Annotated in this window: 15 protein-coding genes; 8 read left to right on the top strand and 7 right to left on the bottom strand. The window is 59.6% G+C overall.

Going from position 1 to position 14,211, the window contains the following annotated elements:
- Positions 1-129: 129 nt before the first annotated feature.
- Positions 130-1,692 carry a 2-isopropylmalate synthase gene (gene leuA, locus AB5Y86_RS07280; RefSeq protein WP_346202298.1) on the bottom strand — a complete coding sequence of 521 codons (1,563 nt, stop codon included), beginning with the start codon at positions 1,690-1,692 and terminating at the stop codon, positions 130-132.
- Between the two features lie 408 nt (positions 1,693-2,100).
- On the opposite strand from leuA, the gene AB5Y86_RS07275 reads away from it, so the two are divergent.
- From AB5Y86_RS07275 to AB5Y86_RS07240, 8 genes are all read left to right on the top strand, one after another.
- Complete coding sequence (locus AB5Y86_RS07275) at positions 2,101-2,721, top strand: TetR/AcrR family transcriptional regulator (protein ID WP_005349170.1); 621 nt, start codon at positions 2,101-2,103, stop codon at positions 2,719-2,721.
- Positions 2,722-2,847: 126 nt separating this feature from the next.
- Positions 2,848-3,351: a phosphatase PAP2 family protein gene (locus tag AB5Y86_RS07270; RefSeq protein ID WP_005349171.1), complete on the top strand. Its 504-nt coding sequence runs from the start codon at positions 2,848-2,850 to the stop codon at positions 3,349-3,351.
- Positions 3,348-4,457: an MJ1255/VC2487 family glycosyltransferase gene (locus AB5Y86_RS07265; protein WP_005349173.1), complete on the top strand. Its 1,110-nt coding sequence runs from the start codon at positions 3,348-3,350 to the stop codon at positions 4,455-4,457. Before AB5Y86_RS07270 ends, AB5Y86_RS07265 begins: the two co-directional genes overlap by 4 nt.
- Before the next feature lie 37 nt (positions 4,458-4,494).
- Positions 4,495-4,647: a hypothetical protein gene (locus AB5Y86_RS07260; RefSeq protein WP_005341188.1), complete on the top strand. Its 153-nt coding sequence runs from the start codon at positions 4,495-4,497 to the stop codon at positions 4,645-4,647.
- 390 nt (positions 4,648-5,037) lie between these two features.
- The gene (locus AB5Y86_RS07255; protein WP_005339146.1) at positions 5,038-6,756 is read left to right on the top strand and encodes an acetolactate synthase 3 large subunit; all 1,719 of its coding nucleotides are present in this window, start codon (positions 5,038-5,040) and stop codon (positions 6,754-6,756) included.
- Entirely contained in the window at positions 6,756-7,250 is a 495-nt protein-coding gene (gene ilvN, locus AB5Y86_RS07250) for an acetolactate synthase small subunit (RefSeq protein WP_005311605.1), read from the top strand. Before AB5Y86_RS07255 ends, ilvN begins: the two co-directional genes overlap by 1 nt.
- A gap of 103 nt (positions 7,251-7,353) precedes the next feature.
- Entirely contained in the window at positions 7,354-7,980 is a 627-nt protein-coding gene (locus AB5Y86_RS07245; RefSeq protein WP_368192494.1) for a LysE family translocator, read from the top strand.
- 134 nt (positions 7,981-8,114) lie between these two features.
- Positions 8,115-9,074 carry a LysR substrate-binding domain-containing protein gene (locus AB5Y86_RS07240; protein ID WP_368192483.1) on the top strand — a complete coding sequence of 320 codons (960 nt, stop codon included), beginning with the start codon at positions 8,115-8,117 and terminating at the stop codon, positions 9,072-9,074.
- Positions 9,075-9,164: 90 nt separating this feature from the next.
- Here the strand turns inward: AB5Y86_RS07240 and AB5Y86_RS07235 are convergent, their stop codons facing one another.
- From AB5Y86_RS07235 to dusB, 6 genes are all read right to left on the bottom strand, one after another.
- Complete coding sequence (locus AB5Y86_RS07235; RefSeq protein WP_368192482.1) at positions 9,165-10,346, bottom strand: M20 family metallopeptidase; 1,182 nt, start codon at positions 10,344-10,346, stop codon at positions 9,165-9,167.
- Positions 10,346-10,795, bottom strand: coding sequence for a hypothetical protein (locus AB5Y86_RS07230; protein ID WP_033114935.1), 450 nt, complete (start codon positions 10,793-10,795; stop codon positions 10,346-10,348). Before AB5Y86_RS07230 ends, AB5Y86_RS07235 begins: the two co-directional genes overlap by 1 nt.
- On the bottom strand, positions 10,792-11,610 hold the full coding sequence (locus AB5Y86_RS07225) for a DUF3100 domain-containing protein (protein WP_005339140.1): 819 nt from the start codon (positions 11,608-11,610) through the stop codon (positions 10,792-10,794). Before AB5Y86_RS07225 ends, AB5Y86_RS07230 begins: the two co-directional genes overlap by 4 nt.
- Before the next feature lie 258 nt (positions 11,611-11,868).
- A complete protein-coding gene (locus AB5Y86_RS07220) occupies positions 11,869-12,750 on the bottom strand; it encodes a DMT family transporter (protein ID WP_005349188.1) in 882 nt (293 codons plus the stop codon).
- A 112-nt stretch (positions 12,751-12,862) separates the two neighbouring features.
- The gene (gene fis / locus AB5Y86_RS07215; protein ID WP_005309538.1) at positions 12,863-13,159 is read right to left on the bottom strand and encodes a DNA-binding transcriptional regulator Fis; all 297 of its coding nucleotides are present in this window, start codon (positions 13,157-13,159) and stop codon (positions 12,863-12,865) included.
- A gap of 26 nt (positions 13,160-13,185) precedes the next feature.
- Positions 13,186-14,151 carry a tRNA dihydrouridine synthase DusB gene (gene dusB, locus AB5Y86_RS07210; protein WP_019445016.1) on the bottom strand — a complete coding sequence of 322 codons (966 nt, stop codon included), beginning with the start codon at positions 14,149-14,151 and terminating at the stop codon, positions 13,186-13,188.
- Between the last annotated feature and the right edge of the window lie 60 nt (positions 14,152-14,211).

Raw genomic sequence — 14,211 nt, 5'->3', positions numbered from 1 at the left:
CTCTCCATCCTGATATTGTCTTTGAGATCCCTCTGTCCGGTTTCCCCGACGCTGCGCGCGGTTCCCGGTTCAGACGTTCCCCGTCCCGATGTTGTCATTCCATGCCGTCTGTGTGGCTGCGAGTCCTGCTCAGACGGTTTCTGATTTGATGCTGTTATTGCGTTCCATCTGCTCGGCCACCTGATCGGCGCGCCAGATGCTGTTGATCACATGGAGCAGGGCGTGGGCCGAGGATTCGATGATGTCGGTGGCCAGCCCCATGCCGTGGAATTTGCGCCCCTTGTACTCGGCGACGATATCGACCTGACCGAGGGCATCTTCCCCTTCACCCTTGCTCTTGAGAGCATATTTATCGATGCGGATCTCATAGCCGGTAATGCGGTTGATGCACTGGTAGACCGCATCCACCGGGCCATTGCCGGTGGCAGCTTCGCAGATCAGATCCTGACCCACCTTCAATTTGACCGAGGCGGTGGCCAGTACCGAGCTGCCGCTCTGCACCCCGAGGTACTCCAGTTTGAAGTGCTCCGGCTCCTCGTGGATCTGGCTGAAGAAGGCCAGCGCTTCGAGGTCGTAGTCGAATACCTGCCCCTTCTTGTCGGCCAAGGTCAGGAACTTGCCGTAGAGGTGATCGAGGTCGTAGCTGCTCTCGGCGTAGCCCATGGACTCCATCCGGTGCTTGATGACGTGGCGGCCGGAGCGGGAGGTCATGTTGAGGTTGTTCTGGGTCAGGCCGATGCTCTCGGGGGTGATGATTTCGTAGGTATTTTTCGCCTTGAGTACCCCATCCTGATGGATGCCGGAGCTATGGGAGAAGGCGTTGGCCCCGACGATCGCCTTGTTGGGCTGCACCGGCATGTTGCAGAGCTGGCTGACCAGCGTGCTGGTGCGATGAATTTCGTTGTGACGGATATTGGTTTGCACCCCGAGCAGGTCGGCGCGGGTTTTGAGGATCATCGCCACCTCTTCCAGCGAGCAGTTGCCCGCCCGTTCACCGATGCCGTTGATGGTGCACTCGATTTGGCGGGCCCCCATCTGCACCGCGCCGATGGAGTTGGCCACCGAGAGTCCCAGATCATCGTGACAGTGCACCGAGATGATGGCCTTGTCGATGTTGGGTACCCGGTTGAACAGGGTGTGGATGATGCCGGAGAACTCGGTCGGTACCGTGTAGCCCACGGTGTCCGGGATATTGATGGTGCGGGCGCCGGCCTTGATGGCGGCTTCCACCATGCGGCACAGGTTGTCTATCGGGGTGCGGCCGGCATCCTCGCAGGAGAACTCCACATCATCGGTGTAGCGCAGGGCGTGCTTGATGGCGCCGACCCCCATCTCCAGCACATCCTCGAAGCTCTTTTTCAGCTTGCTCTCCACATGGATGGAGGAGGTGGAAATAAAGGTGTGGATGCGAAACGCCTCGGCGACCCGCAAGGCTTCACCGGCGGCGTCGATATCCTTGGGCAGGGCGCGGGCGAGGGCGCAGACCCGGCTGTTTTTGATGTGGCGGGCTATGGTCTGCACCGAGTGAAAATCGCCGGGAGAGGAGACCGGGAAGCCCACCTCCATGACGTCGACACCGAGCCGCTCCAGTGCCTGGGCGATCTGCAGCTTCTCCTTGACTGTCAAACTGGCCGCCAGGGCCTGCTCACCATCACGCAAGGTGGTGTCGAATATGATGACCCGATCTGACATGTGACTTCCCTCTTCCTAAGTTCGGTAACGTGCATCCTGCGGCGGCATAAAAAAACCCGTGCAGGGTGCACGGGTTTTTGTAAATTCCGGCTATGCCTTAGCCCGGCTACAAGGATCCCGCGCGAGTTAACGCGATTAGGGAGATTAGTAGTAGCGGGGTGGCGATACGCATGACGTTGTTATTCCTTCCAGTCGATAACGCTTTTACCAATATCGAGATTTTTATGCTGTGTCAACACGGAAGGTCAGGGGCAATCTGCTGACGTATTTAATCGGATTGTAAAGGATTGCAAATTTCCTTGTCCCATATTCGGCCCATGACCGATTATCTGGTCATTCCTGCTGTGCTCTATTCTCTGCACAACCAGATCGACTTATCAGCATTGGCTGAATTATCTGAGGTGTTAAATGGAAAAACGTAGACCTGGTCGTCCGGTCGGACGTTCTGACATTCGTGACAAGTTGCTTGCTGCCGCCCGTGAGCGTTTTCTCAATACTCCCTATAGCAAGGTGACTACACGCGAAATCGCGGAGCTTGCTGGCTCCAATCTGGCAATGATCCACTACTACTTCGGCAGTAAAGAGGGTCTTTACAAAGCGGTGCTGGGCGATGTCGCCGAGCCCCTCGATCATGCCTGGCAAGATGAACACAGCAATCACAGCCTCAACGAGCTGCTCAACACCTACTATCAGGTGATGGCGCCCAACAGCGAGCTGACCTCTGCCATCTCCAGCGCATTGTCGACCGAGAAGAGCCCGGGCCGGGATTTTGTGCTGAACCGCTTGCTGGAACGTCAGCTGCCGCAGTTCGATGCCCTGCTGGAAACCATGAAGTCCAACGGTGAGCTGGGTGACAACCTGGATCCCGACATGCTGAAGATCTCCTTCCTCAGCATGATGTGGCAGCCATTCGTGATGAAAGATCTCTACGAGCAGGTGTTTGGCCTGAAAGTGGATGAGCACTTCATGGCCCGTCTGGCGGACCACAACTGCCGTCTGATGGAGACCGGTCTGCGCGGCAGCCACTGATTTTGCCGCAATATCGAGATTAAAAAGGGCCATTCGGCCCTTTTTTCATAAATCTGTTATCCCTTGTTCAACGTAACGTCATCCCGCTTTCTTACTCTGCAAGCAGAATTCAGGGAAGGAGGGGATATGAACAAGATCCAGCAATGGGACCTGCAGGTGTGCCGGGTCTGCCTGCTTCACGGCTACAACCGGCAGCAGGCGAGAGTGAGCCGCCTCATTTCCCGCACCGGTGATGGTCCGCTTTACGCCGTGCTGGCCGCCCTGCTCTGGTGGCAGGGGGAGGCAGAGCGGGAGCTGGTGCGACTGGCGCTGCTAGCCTTCGCCATCGAATTGCCCCTCTATCTGCTGCTGAAAAACAGCCTGAAACGGCAACGGCCGGTCGGCTTGCCGGTCTTCATCACTCCTTCCGATCGTTACAGCCTCCCCTCTGGCCACACCGCCGCCGCTTTTCTGATGGCCACCATACTGGCCACCGCCTTTCCGCTCTGGGCGCCCCTGCTGTTTGGCTGGGCGGCGCTGGTGGGGGCATCCCGGTTGCTGCTCGGGGTACACTACCTGAGCGATCTGGTGGCCGGTGCCCTGCTGGGTGGCGGTTGCGCCGTGCTGGCGCTCGGCTGGAGCCACTCATGAGGATACTGTTTGGGGTGCAAGGCACCGGCAACGGTCATATCAGTCGCAGTCGTACCCTGGCGCGGGCGCTGCGCACGGCAGGGGTCGAGGTGGATTATCTCTTCAGCGGCCGCCCCGCCGACCGCTACTTCGACATGGAAGAGTTTGGCGCCTACCGCGCCTTTCCCGGCCTCACTTTTGTCAGCCACGAGGGGCGAGTTTCTCCGTGGCGCACCCTGCAAGCCGCCTCGCCGCTCACCTTCTGGCGGGATCTGCGGTCTCTCGATTGCAGCGAATACGATCTGGTGGTGAGCGATTTTGAGCCGTTGACCGCCCATGCCGCCCGCCGCTATGGCAAGCCGAGCCTCACCGTCAGCCATCAGGCCAGCTTCAACTGGCCCATTCCGCGCTGGGGGGAGGATGGGGTCAGCCGTCAGCTGATGCGCCACTTTGCTCCTGTGGATCAGCCGCTCGGGCTGCACTGGTTTCACTTTGGTCACCCCTTGCTGCCACCGGTGATCGACCCCATCGCCGCCGCGCCGGATAATGGCGAGATCTTGGTCTATCTGCCGTTCGAGCAGACCGAGGCGATCGCTGCCCTGTTGTCGCGCTTTGGCCAGCAGCGTTTCGTCTGCTTTCACCCCGCCATTCGTACCCCTAGCCAGTGGCGCAACCTGCGCTTCGAGCCGCCGTCGCGGCACGGATTTATCGCAGTGCTGGCCGGTTGTCGCGGCGTCATCTCCAACGCGGGTTTCGAGCTGGCTTCCGAGGCGCTCACCCTCGGCAAGAAGTTGCTGGTCAAGCCCCTCGGCGGTCAGTTCGAGCAGCTGACCAACGGCAAGACGCTCGAGATGATGGGGCTGGCGACCCTGATGGATGTGCTCGATGCCAATCTGGTGCGTACCTGGCTCGACAGCGCCTCGCCGGGGGCAGTCTGTTACCCCGATGTAGCGGGGGAGCTGGCCCGCTGGCTGGCGGCGGGCGCTGACGAGAGCGTGGCCTCTCTGTCACGTCGGCTCTGGGCGCGCACCCTGTTTCCGGAGGAGGTGAGTGATCGCCTGAGCGAGCTGGATGGGGGCGACTGTTTATCCAGTTGCTGGTTATCGCAAGTGAGCGTTGTTGACTAGACTGAAAGGCGATCCCACCAAGGAGAGGACGGAGCAAATGCGCTTTACCAATGAAAACGGCGAAGTCATGAACCTGGCTGACAATCTCACCCTGCACGAGTTGCTCGATATGGGGGTCAGCATCTCGGTCAGTGAAGAGACCGATCCGGATCAGCAGATCTGGCTGGCGGAGCCGGATCAGGACAACTGAGTCATCATTCGGCATCAAGCCCACCGCTGAGCGGTGGGCTTTTTTGTGGCTGTTTTTCCCCTCTGCGGAATGATCCGCTGGCCATTCCCCGACTTCCTTCCCTTTTGTCTCATGGTCGCTACGGCAAGTCATTGAATGTTAATAGCCGGTTGAAATGTATGACTGTTCTGGTCAGATAAAGCCGTGGACAAGCGTTATGAAGCGGGTTAAGTTGGTTTTTCACCCTATTTTCGGGTGAATGACGGAAAAATCCTTTTTTTCTACTGTCGACGGGGCTGAATTGGACCGATCTGCATTCAGATAACAACAAGAAACGGATCGGGCCGTGCCGGGAAGCACGGCATCGTCGGCGGGATTCGCTAAACGGAGCAAAGCCTGGAGGGCTTTATCATGGAGATGTTATCAGGCGCCCAGATGGTGGTTAGAGCGCTGGAAGATCAGGGAGTTGAGCACGTTTTTGGCTACCCTGGTGGCTCAGTGCTCGACATCTATGACGCTCTCTTCGAAAACGGCAAGATGGAGCATGTCTTGGTGCGGCACGAGCAAGCCGCGGTTCACATGGCTGACGGTTACGCCCGTTCCACCGGCAAGGTGGGGACTGTGCTGGTAACGTCGGGCCCGGGAGCGACCAACTGCATTACCGGTATTGCCACCGCCTATATGGATTCCATTCCGCTGGTGATCCTCTCCGGCCAGGTGCCGACCAGCATGATCGGTGAGGATGCGTTCCAGGAGACCGACATGATCGGTATCTCCCGCCCGGTGGTGAAGCACAGCTTCCTGTGCAAGAAGGCGAGCGATATTCCCGAGGCCATCAAGAAGGCCTACTACATTGCCGCCAGCGGCCGCCCGGGGCCGGTGGTGGTGGATCTGCCCAAAGATGTGCAGAACCCGAAAGAGAAATTCCCCTACCAGTATCCCGAGACGGTCTCCCTGCGCTCCTACAACCCGACCAAGTCTGGCCATAAAGGGCAGATCAAGCGGGCAGCCAAGCTGCTGGTAGAAGCCCAGCGCCCGGTGATGTACGTGGGCGGTGGCGCCATCAACGCCAATGCGGATCATCTGGTGACCAAGCTGGCGGAGCTGCTGAATCTGCCGGTGACCACCACCCTGATGGGACTGGGGGCTTTCTCCGGCGTCCATCCGCAATTTATCGGCATGCTGGGGATGCACGGCACCTTCGAAGCCAACAAGACCATGCACAACGCGGATCTCATCTTCGCCGTGGGAGCCCGCTTCGATGACCGCGTCACCAACAATGTGGCCAAGTTCTGCCCCAATGCCACCGTGGTTCATATCGATATCGACCCCACCTCCATCTCCAAAACGGTGCAGGCCCATGTGCCCATCGTCGGCTCGGTGGAAACCGTGCTGGAGCAGATGCTGGAAGTGATCCGCGAGTGTGGCTTCGATAACGACAAGGAGGCGCTGGCGGACTGGTGGAGCCAGATCAACCAGTGGCGCTCCCGTCACTGCCTTGCCTACGAAAAGTCGGCTACCCAGATCAAGCCACAGCAGGTGATCGAGACCCTCTACAAGGTGACTCAGGGTCAGGCGTTCGTTGCCTCCGACGTGGGCCAGCACCAGATGTTTGCTGCCCTCTACTACCCGTTTGCCAAACCGCGCCAGTGGATCAACTCAGGGGGCCTCGGCACCATGGGCTTCGGCATTCCAGCCGCCATGGGGGCCCAGTTTGCCAACCCTGATGCGGTGGTCTGCTGCGTCACCGGCGATGGCTCGGTGCAGATGAACATTCAGGAGCTCTCCACCTGCATGCAGTACGGGGTGCCCATCAAGATCATCTCCATTAACAACCGTGCGCTGGGCATGGTCAAGCAGTGGCAGAAGATGTTCTACGGCGGTCGTCACAGCCACTCCTACATGGAGTCCCTGCCGGACTTCGTCAAACTGGCGGAAGCCTACGGCCACGTCGGTATCGCGGTGAGCGATCCGGCGGAGCTGGAGAGCGCCATGGAGAAGGCCTTCGCCATGAAGGATCGGCTGGTGTTCATGGATATCTCGGTCGACCCGGATGAGCATGTCTATCCGATGCAGATCAAGTTTGGCGCCATGGACGAGATGTGGCTGAGCAAGACGGAGAGAACCTGATGAGACACATCATTTCAGTACTGCTGGAGAACGAATCCGGCGCCCTGAGCCGCGTGGTGGGCCTCTTCTCCCAGCGCGGCTACAACATCGAGACTTTGACGGTGGCGCCGACCGAGGATCCCACCCTGTCGCGCATGACCATAGTCACCATGGGTGACGAGCGGGTGCTGGAGCAGATCCAGAAGCAGCTGCACAAGCTGGTGGATGTGCTCAAGGTGTGCGACCTGAGTGAAGGGGAGCATATCGAGCGGGAGATCGCGCTGGTCAAGGCGCGTGCCGCCGGTGGGGCCCGTGATGAGCTGAAACGGTTGGCGGATATCTTCCGTGGCCAGATCGTCGACGTCACCCCCGAGCAGTACACGGTACAGTTGGTGGGCACGAGCGAGAAGCTGGATGCCTTTATCAAGACTGCCGCCCAGACCAACGAGATCATCGAAGTGGTGCGCTCCGGCGTCTGCGGCATCTCGCGGGCGGACAAGGCGCTGCGGCCCTGATGGCTGGCGGGACAGCTGATGACGCGTCAGCTGCCGCAGAGTGAAAGTAAAGAGGGCTCTGCGGAGCCCTCTTTGTTTGGTTTTGCTTTACGAGGGGGGGATGATGTTCGGTATTCATGATCTTGCACTGTTTATGGTCTCGGGGCTGCTGCTCAACATCATGCCGGGACCGGACTCCCTGCTGGTCATGCTGCGCAGCGGCTCGCAAGGGTGGCGTGCCGGTTCGGTCGCGGCCCTTGGCATCGGCACCGGTGTCATGGTGCATGTGCTGGCGGCGGCCCTCGGTCTGTCGGCCCTGCTCAGTGCGTCGGCCGAGTTGTTTGCCCTTATCAAGCTGGCTGGCGCCATCTACCTCATCTATCTGGGGCTCTCTCTGCTGCGCCAGCAGGCAACAGGAGCAATGGAGAGGGGGGCTATTTTACCCGCCCTCTCCTATGGCCAGATTTACCGGCAAGGGGTACTGACCAATGTGCTCAACCCCAAGGTGGCGCTCTTTTTCCTCGCCTTCGTGCCCCAGTTCATTGCTCCGGAGGCTCCCGACAAGGCGCTCGCCTCTATCCTGCTCGGTTGCATCTTCAATCTGGACGGCATCATCTGGTGCCACCTGCTGGTCTTTACCACCGTCTATGCCAGCCACAGGGTTCGGTTGTCACAGCGTCTTGGTCGCTGGCTCAACCGGGGCATCGGCACCCTGTTTGTCGGACTCGGGATCAAGCTCGCCAGCGACTAGCTCGCGGCTTTCTGACCTAGGGCAGATTATCGTGCGCCGCGCTGTGGTATGGTCAGCGGTTAGCTGCGGGTCTCTCCCGCGCTCTCTTATCAACGCCAGCATTGTTGGCCGCAGCAGCGAGATCCCTTGCCCAGATGAACATCGCCCGGCTCAAGAACTTTACCGAGATAGTGAAGAATAACTTCAACATCTCGGCGACGGCGGAGAAGCTCTACACCTCCCAGCCAACCCTCAGCAAGCAGATGAAGATGCTGGAAGATGAGCTGGGGCTCGCCCTCTTTACCCGCAAGGGAAAGAATCTGGTCGGTTTGACCAGCGTAGGCGAGCAGGTGATGGAGTTGGCCAAGGGGGTGGTGGCACAGGTGGAGCAGATCAACCAGCTGTCGCTCGGGGAGCAGCTGGCCACCAGCGGGGTGCTGCGTATCGCCACCACCCACACCCAGGCGCGCTACAAGCTGCCAGCGGTGATCACCGAGTTCAGCCGTCGTTATCCCGATGTGGCGATCCAGCTCCATCAGGGGGCGCCTGCCCAACTGGCCCAGATGGTGCAAAGCGGCGATGTGGATATGGCGATCGCCACCGAGTCCATGTACCTGTTCGACGAGCTGGCCGCCGTCCCCTGCTATCGCTGGGGACGCAGCGTGGTGGTGCCGCACGGTCATCCGCTGATCGACTGCCAGCCGCTGTCGATGGCGGATCTGGCCCGCTATCCCCTCATCACCTATGTGTTCGGCTTTACCGGCCGCTCCAAGATGGACAATGCCTTCAGCCGCCACGGCCTCTCGCCGAAAACCGTGCTGACCGCCACCGATACCGATGTGATCAAGCACTACGTCCGGCTCGGGATGGGGGTCGGGGTGATTGCCAGCGTGGCCTTCGACGAGGGGGATCGGGAGGATCTGGTGAGCCTCAATATCGACCACCTGATCGCCTCGAGCGCGACCCACATCTGCCTGCGCAAACATGCCCACCTGCGCGACTACATGTACGACTTTATCCACCTCTACGCCCCCCATATCGGCCGGGAGACGGTGCAGCTGCACCTTATCAACCAGCCGCCCGCCGCCAATATGGCGGAGTTGCCGTGGCTCTAGCCGCGGGTTGTTTGTCGTACACAGAGCAAAAATACAGAAACAAAAAAAGAGAGGCCTTGGCCTCTCTTCTGGTTTTATCGGTATGCGGGATTAAGCGCTGCGGGTCGCCAGATTGATAAAGATCTGGGTTCCGACCAGCAGGCAGTCGTCATCGAGGTAATAGGGATTCGCATGCAGGTAGTTGCAGATTCCTTTGGCCTGACAGCCGCTGCCGAGGAAGAACATGGCCCCCTTGCGGCCACGGCAGGCGTTGACCATATAGCTGAAGTCTTCGCTGCCGGTCATCGGCTGACCCTGAGCGTTGATCCCCTCGGAGGGCAATACGTCGGCGGCCGCTTGCAGCAGACGGGCGCAGGCATCGGCGTGGTTCTCGACCGCCGGATACCCGGCATAGACCATCTTGGTCTTGAAGCCGCGCAGTTCGCTCTGGGTCACGATCTCCTTGAAGCTGTTCTTCAGGATCTGGTCGGTCTCGGCATCCATGGCACGGATGGTGCCGCGCGCCTGCACATGGTCGGCGATGGCGTTGGGGATGGTGCCGCCGTTGATCATGCCGCAGCCAAACACCGCCGGGCTGAACGGGCTGGTGCGCTTGGCGACGATGTAGTCCATGTCCTCGATGATCCGCACCGCTTCACGGATGGCATCCAGCCCCTTGTGGGGGGTCGAGCCGTGGGCGGAGATACCGTGCACATCCAGCGTCCAGGCGGAGCCCCAGGAGGACATCACACCGTGGTTGAACTTGATGGTGCCGGTCTCCATGGCGCCGTCGTTATGGAGGGCATAGACCTCGTCCACCCCCTTCATGCAGCCCAGTTCGACCATCTTCTCGGCGCCCGGCACCCGCATATCTTCTTCCGCCATCTGGAAGATAAAGCGGACGTTGTACAGCAGGCGATCGCGGTTGGCGGCCAGAAACTTGGCTGCGGTCAGAGCGATCGCCATATGGGAGTCGTGACCGCAGTTGTGGGCCATTCCCTCATGGGTCGACTTGAACGCAACGTCGCTCATGTCGTGCATCTCGAGGCCATCCATGTCGGCACGGAAGGCGATGGTCGGCAGCACAGGATCAACCACCAGATCGCCGTGAAAACCGGTGAAGCCCGGGTAGTCGGTGAGACGGTAGCCAAAGCCTGTCATCAGCTCGCGGCAGTAGGCCGAGGTCTTGAACTCGACGCCGGAGGCTTCCGGAATGGTGTGCAGGTGGTGGCGCACTTCCTGACTGAAGTCGCGCAGGGCTAGCAGGGCCGGTTCAATGTGGATGTTGTTCATCAGATGATCCCTTGAATGGAGAAGCCGAGCTGGGCCACCAGCGAGGCGCCGAAGAAGCAGCAGGTGGAGACGATCATGAAGATCAGGATCACTTTCCAGGACATCTTCTTCAGCTCTTCCAGCTGACCACCCACCGAGAGACCGGCAAAGGCCAGCAGCGGTACGCAGCAGGAGAGGAAGGAGATCTTGGCGACGGCGTCGATAAAGAGGCCGCGTACCGGGGTTTCCGGCAGGCAGATGAGAATGCCGATGATGGTGGCATAGGCAAACGCCGGCAGGGATGAGGGCAGGTAGCGCTTGGCAATCAGCGAAGCGAACACCACCAGTGACATGGCGATGAAGCTGTCACCCATCAGCCAGAGTGGAGTGCCGGTGGTCAGGGTCTGGGTAAACATAGCCAGCAGGATCGCCAGAAAGACGAACCGCATATCCATTACGATGCTTTTCATGCTTTCTCTCCTTTGGCAGTCAGGGCATAGATTTTTTCAGCGAGCGGCAGACCCAGATAGGTGAGGGACAGCGCCCCGAGGGCAGACGAGAGCAGGTTCGAGGCAGCTGCGATACTCAGCACCTGCTGGGCCAGCGCCTCATCGAGACCGTTGATCAGGGCGCCGGAGGCGGCACTCAGCATGGAGCCTGAGCCCACACCAGAGCCTGCAGCCAGCGCCAGCGGGTGTAGACCGGTGAGCGGGGCGATACTGCCCAGCACGCTGAACCAGAGGGTGCCGATAACGGAGCCGCACAGGTAGATAGCCAGCACGCCGATGTACTCCTGGGAGCCGGTGCCGAACTTGCCTTGAATCACCGCGACCGACGGCTCACGGCTGATGGAGGAGCAGGCCCCGATGGCGCGACGGCCAAAGCCGAACTTCACTGCCAGTGGAATGGCGATCAGGATTGGCAGCAGGTTGCCGATCTCCTGCAGGAACAACGGCACGCCGACGCTCAGGATCATCTTCAGGTTGGGGATGATCATCCCCGCGTATTGGGTACCCAGGATCAGCAGGCTGAAGCCCACCATCTTGCCGCAGAAGCCCTCCTCTTTTTCGGTGAAGAGCTGCTTCCAGCCGGGAATGCGATCCTTGACCGGTTTGGCGGAGACAATCATGCCAATGATGACGGCAAAGAGCATCGGCAGGATCGGAATGATGGCGATGCCTATCTTGATCTCCTGCTTGCCTATCAGGTACTGGGCCACAAAGATCAGCATGGCGGTTGCCAATATGCTGACCGTGACCGTCTTGAGGGGGCTGGTTTGCTGCATAGTCTTTTCTCTTGTTATTCCCATGTGTGGCCATCGTCAGGATTGCCCAGACCGATGATGGGGGCATCATAGGGAGCGAAGAGGGGTAGGAATGTGACCTTCATCAAGCTGGCCATATGGCATTTTTTCATGGGGTATGCCCTTTAACCCTATGGATACCAAGGGTTAAATGCCGTTAACAGAACGTCATCATTGGCAGGACAAGATAAGCAAACAGGAGGGAAATGGTGACACCGTCCTGCAGGGCGGTGACGCGGATCAGACGGGCGTTTTGAGCCGTGCACTGCGCAACAGCAGGGGAAGCTGGTAGAGCACCAGGGCGCCGAGCACCAGTCCGGCTCCGGCCAGTTTGGCGCCGCCGAGGGGTTCGCTGTAGAAGAGGGTGCTCAGCAGCAGAGTCCAGACCGGTTCCAGCAGCATCATCAGGGCGGCGTGGGCGGTAGTCATCTTGCTCAATGCGTGGGTGAGCAGCCAGTAGCGTAATGTGGTGGCGATCAAGACGCTCGCTGCAAACCAGCCCCAGATGCCGTGGCTGACTCCAGCCTCTGGCCACTGCTCGGTCAGCAGGGAGAGCAGGGTGCCGAGCAGGCCGGTCATCGCCAGCTGGATACAGGTGAGCCAGGTAGGGGCAATGGATTGGGCGAAGTGGCGATGGACGGCAAGCTGGATGCCGAGAGTGGTGGCCGCCGCCAGAAACCAGAACAGCGAGAGCGACACGCCCCAGTGGGTACTGCTGGAGAGCAGCAGCAAACCGGCGATGGCGATGGGCAGTGTGAGCCAGTAGTGGCGGCCGGGCTTGGCCCGAAAGGCTCCCCATGCGGCCAGCGGGGCCATCAGGGTAGCGACGCTCATGATAAAGGCGCCGCTGCCCAGCGCATCGCTCTGGCTGATGGCGGTGACCCACAGCAGCAGGCTGGCACCGAGCAATGTGCCGCAACCGGCAGCGCGCACCAGTTGGGCGCGAGTCGGCGGCGGTTCACGCAACCAAGCCAAGGGGAGCAACAGCAGGGCGGCCAGCAGAAAGCGGCTGCCGATAAAGGCGGCAGGGGGCAGTTCGCGGATCGCCTCTTTCGAGAAGAGCCAGCCGGCAGCGGCCAGCAGGGTGACCAGTACCATCAGCAGCAGGGGAGTGCGGTTCATCGGGGTCGTCATGGTGAAATGGAGGGAAGAGCATAAAGGAAAGGCGCCAGGTATTGCTACCTGGCGCCTTTCGCATCTGCCTTGAACCGCCGTCGCGGCTCGCGGCCAGCAATCAGTTCATGCCGTAACGCTTGAGCTTCTTGCGCAGGGTGCCACGGTTGATACCCATCATCACGGCAGCGCGAGTCTGGTTACCACGGGTGTACTGCATGATCACGTCCAGCATCGGCGCTTCGACTTCGGAGAGAACCATATCGTACAGATCAATCACTTCCTGACCGTTCAACTGGGCCAGGTAGTTACGCAGGGCCTGTTGCACAGAGTCACGCAGGGGGCGCTGGGTTGGCTCGGCAGCGTGATTGTGAGTAGTTGTTACCAATGCATCAGAAGTCAGGGTTTGTTCGAACATATTCGGTCGGCTCTTTAGTTATCTTGTTAACCTAATCCATCGAAATACGCTTCGAGTGCCTCAAGTTGCGCGTCTGCGCAATCCAGGGCATTGAAGTGCTTACGGAATTCTCGGCCCGTCTCTTCTTCATCCAGATACCAGCCCACGTGTTTACGGGCTATGCGCGCTCCCAGATATGCACCATAAAACCGGTGCAGGTTGGTTACATGCTCGTTCATCAGGGTGCGAACCTCTTCCCTCTCGGGAGGCGGCAGCTTGGTGCCCGTCTCAAGAAAATGACGGATTTCCCGGAAAATCCAGGGTCGTCCTTGCGCAGCTCGGCCGATCATCACGGCGTCAACACCGGTATAGTCGAGGACATACCGGGCTTTTTCCGGGCTGTTGATGTCACCATTGGCGACAACAGGAATCGATACGGCCTGCTTAATCGCCCTGATCGTGTCGTACTCCGCTTCGCCCTTGTAGAGGCAGGCTCGGGTACGACCATGCACGGCAAGGGCCGCGATACCGCAATCTTCGGCGATTCGGGCGATCTCCACGCCATTGCGGTTATCCGGATCCCATCCTGTGCGGATCTTCAAGGTGACAGGCACCTCCACTGCATCCACCACGGCCCGGCAAATTGCTTTGACCTGATCGGGGGCACGCAGCAGGGCAGAACCTGCCAACTTCTTATTCACTTTTTTTGCCGGACATCCCATGTTGATGTCGACGATCTGTGCGCCCTGCTCCACGTTGTAGCGGGCAGCAAACGCCATCATCTCGGGGTCGGCTCCGGCAATCTGGACCGATCGCAATCCGCCTTCTGCAGAGTGATCCATCCTCATCCGGGTTTTCTGGGTATCCCAGACATCCGGGTTGGCCAGCAGCATCTCGGAAACGGCCATGCCAGCCCCCAATCGCAAACAAAGTTCACGGAATGGTCGGTCAGTTACACCGGCCATGGGAGCCACAATCAAGGGAGTTTCAAGCGTGTGGGGACCTATCTGCATTCCACGGTTACCATCGGCTTAGGGCGGCGTATATTACGCATTTTTTAGGCAGGAGAAAAG

The sequence above is a fragment of the Aeromonas sp. s8 genome (assembly GCF_040907785.1).
Classification (GTDB): Bacteria; Pseudomonadota; Gammaproteobacteria; order Enterobacterales; family Aeromonadaceae; genus Aeromonas; species Aeromonas veronii.
The sequence above is the reverse complement of the archived record's forward strand: the minus strand, read 5'-3'. Positions and strand labels throughout refer to the sequence as shown.

Bases quoted from the DNA above. Each gene is read 5' to 3' on its own strand.
- AB5Y86_RS07230 (WP_033114935.1), bottom strand. From the start codon at position 10,795: ATGAAAAGCATCGTAATGGATATGCGGTTCGTCTTTCTGGCGATCCTG.
- dusB (WP_019445016.1), bottom strand. From the start codon at position 14,151: ATGCAGATAGGTCCCCACACGCTTGAAACTCCCTTGATTGTGGCTCCC.
- AB5Y86_RS07275 (WP_005349170.1), top strand. From the start codon at position 2,101: ATGGAAAAACGTAGACCTGGTCGTCCGGTCGGACGTTCTGACATTCGT.
- ilvN (WP_005311605.1), top strand. From the start codon at position 6,756: ATGAGACACATCATTTCAGTACTGCTGGAGAACGAATCCGGCGCCCTG.
- AB5Y86_RS07220 (WP_005349188.1), bottom strand. From the start codon at position 12,750: ATGAACCGCACTCCCCTGCTGCTGATGGTACTGGTCACCCTGCTGGCC.
- AB5Y86_RS07245 (WP_368192494.1), top strand. From the start codon at position 7,354: ATGTTCGGTATTCATGATCTTGCACTGTTTATGGTCTCGGGGCTGCTG.
- AB5Y86_RS07240 (WP_368192483.1), top strand. From the start codon at position 8,115: ATGAACATCGCCCGGCTCAAGAACTTTACCGAGATAGTGAAGAATAAC.
- AB5Y86_RS07235 (WP_368192482.1), bottom strand. From the start codon at position 10,346: ATGAACAACATCCACATTGAACCGGCCCTGCTAGCCCTGCGCGACTTC.
- AB5Y86_RS07265 (WP_005349173.1), top strand. From the start codon at position 3,348: ATGAGGATACTGTTTGGGGTGCAAGGCACCGGCAACGGTCATATCAGT.
- fis (WP_005309538.1), bottom strand. From the start codon at position 13,159: ATGTTCGAACAAACCCTGACTTCTGATGCATTGGTAACAACTACTCAC.
- AB5Y86_RS07260 (WP_005341188.1), top strand. From the start codon at position 4,495: ATGCGCTTTACCAATGAAAACGGCGAAGTCATGAACCTGGCTGACAAT.
- AB5Y86_RS07255 (WP_005339146.1), top strand. From the start codon at position 5,038: ATGGAGATGTTATCAGGCGCCCAGATGGTGGTTAGAGCGCTGGAAGAT.
- AB5Y86_RS07225 (WP_005339140.1), bottom strand. From the start codon at position 11,610: ATGCAGCAAACCAGCCCCCTCAAGACGGTCACGGTCAGCATATTGGCA.
- AB5Y86_RS07270 (WP_005349171.1), top strand. From the start codon at position 2,848: ATGAACAAGATCCAGCAATGGGACCTGCAGGTGTGCCGGGTCTGCCTG.
- leuA (WP_346202298.1), bottom strand. From the start codon at position 1,692: ATGTCAGATCGGGTCATCATATTCGACACCACCTTGCGTGATGGTGAG.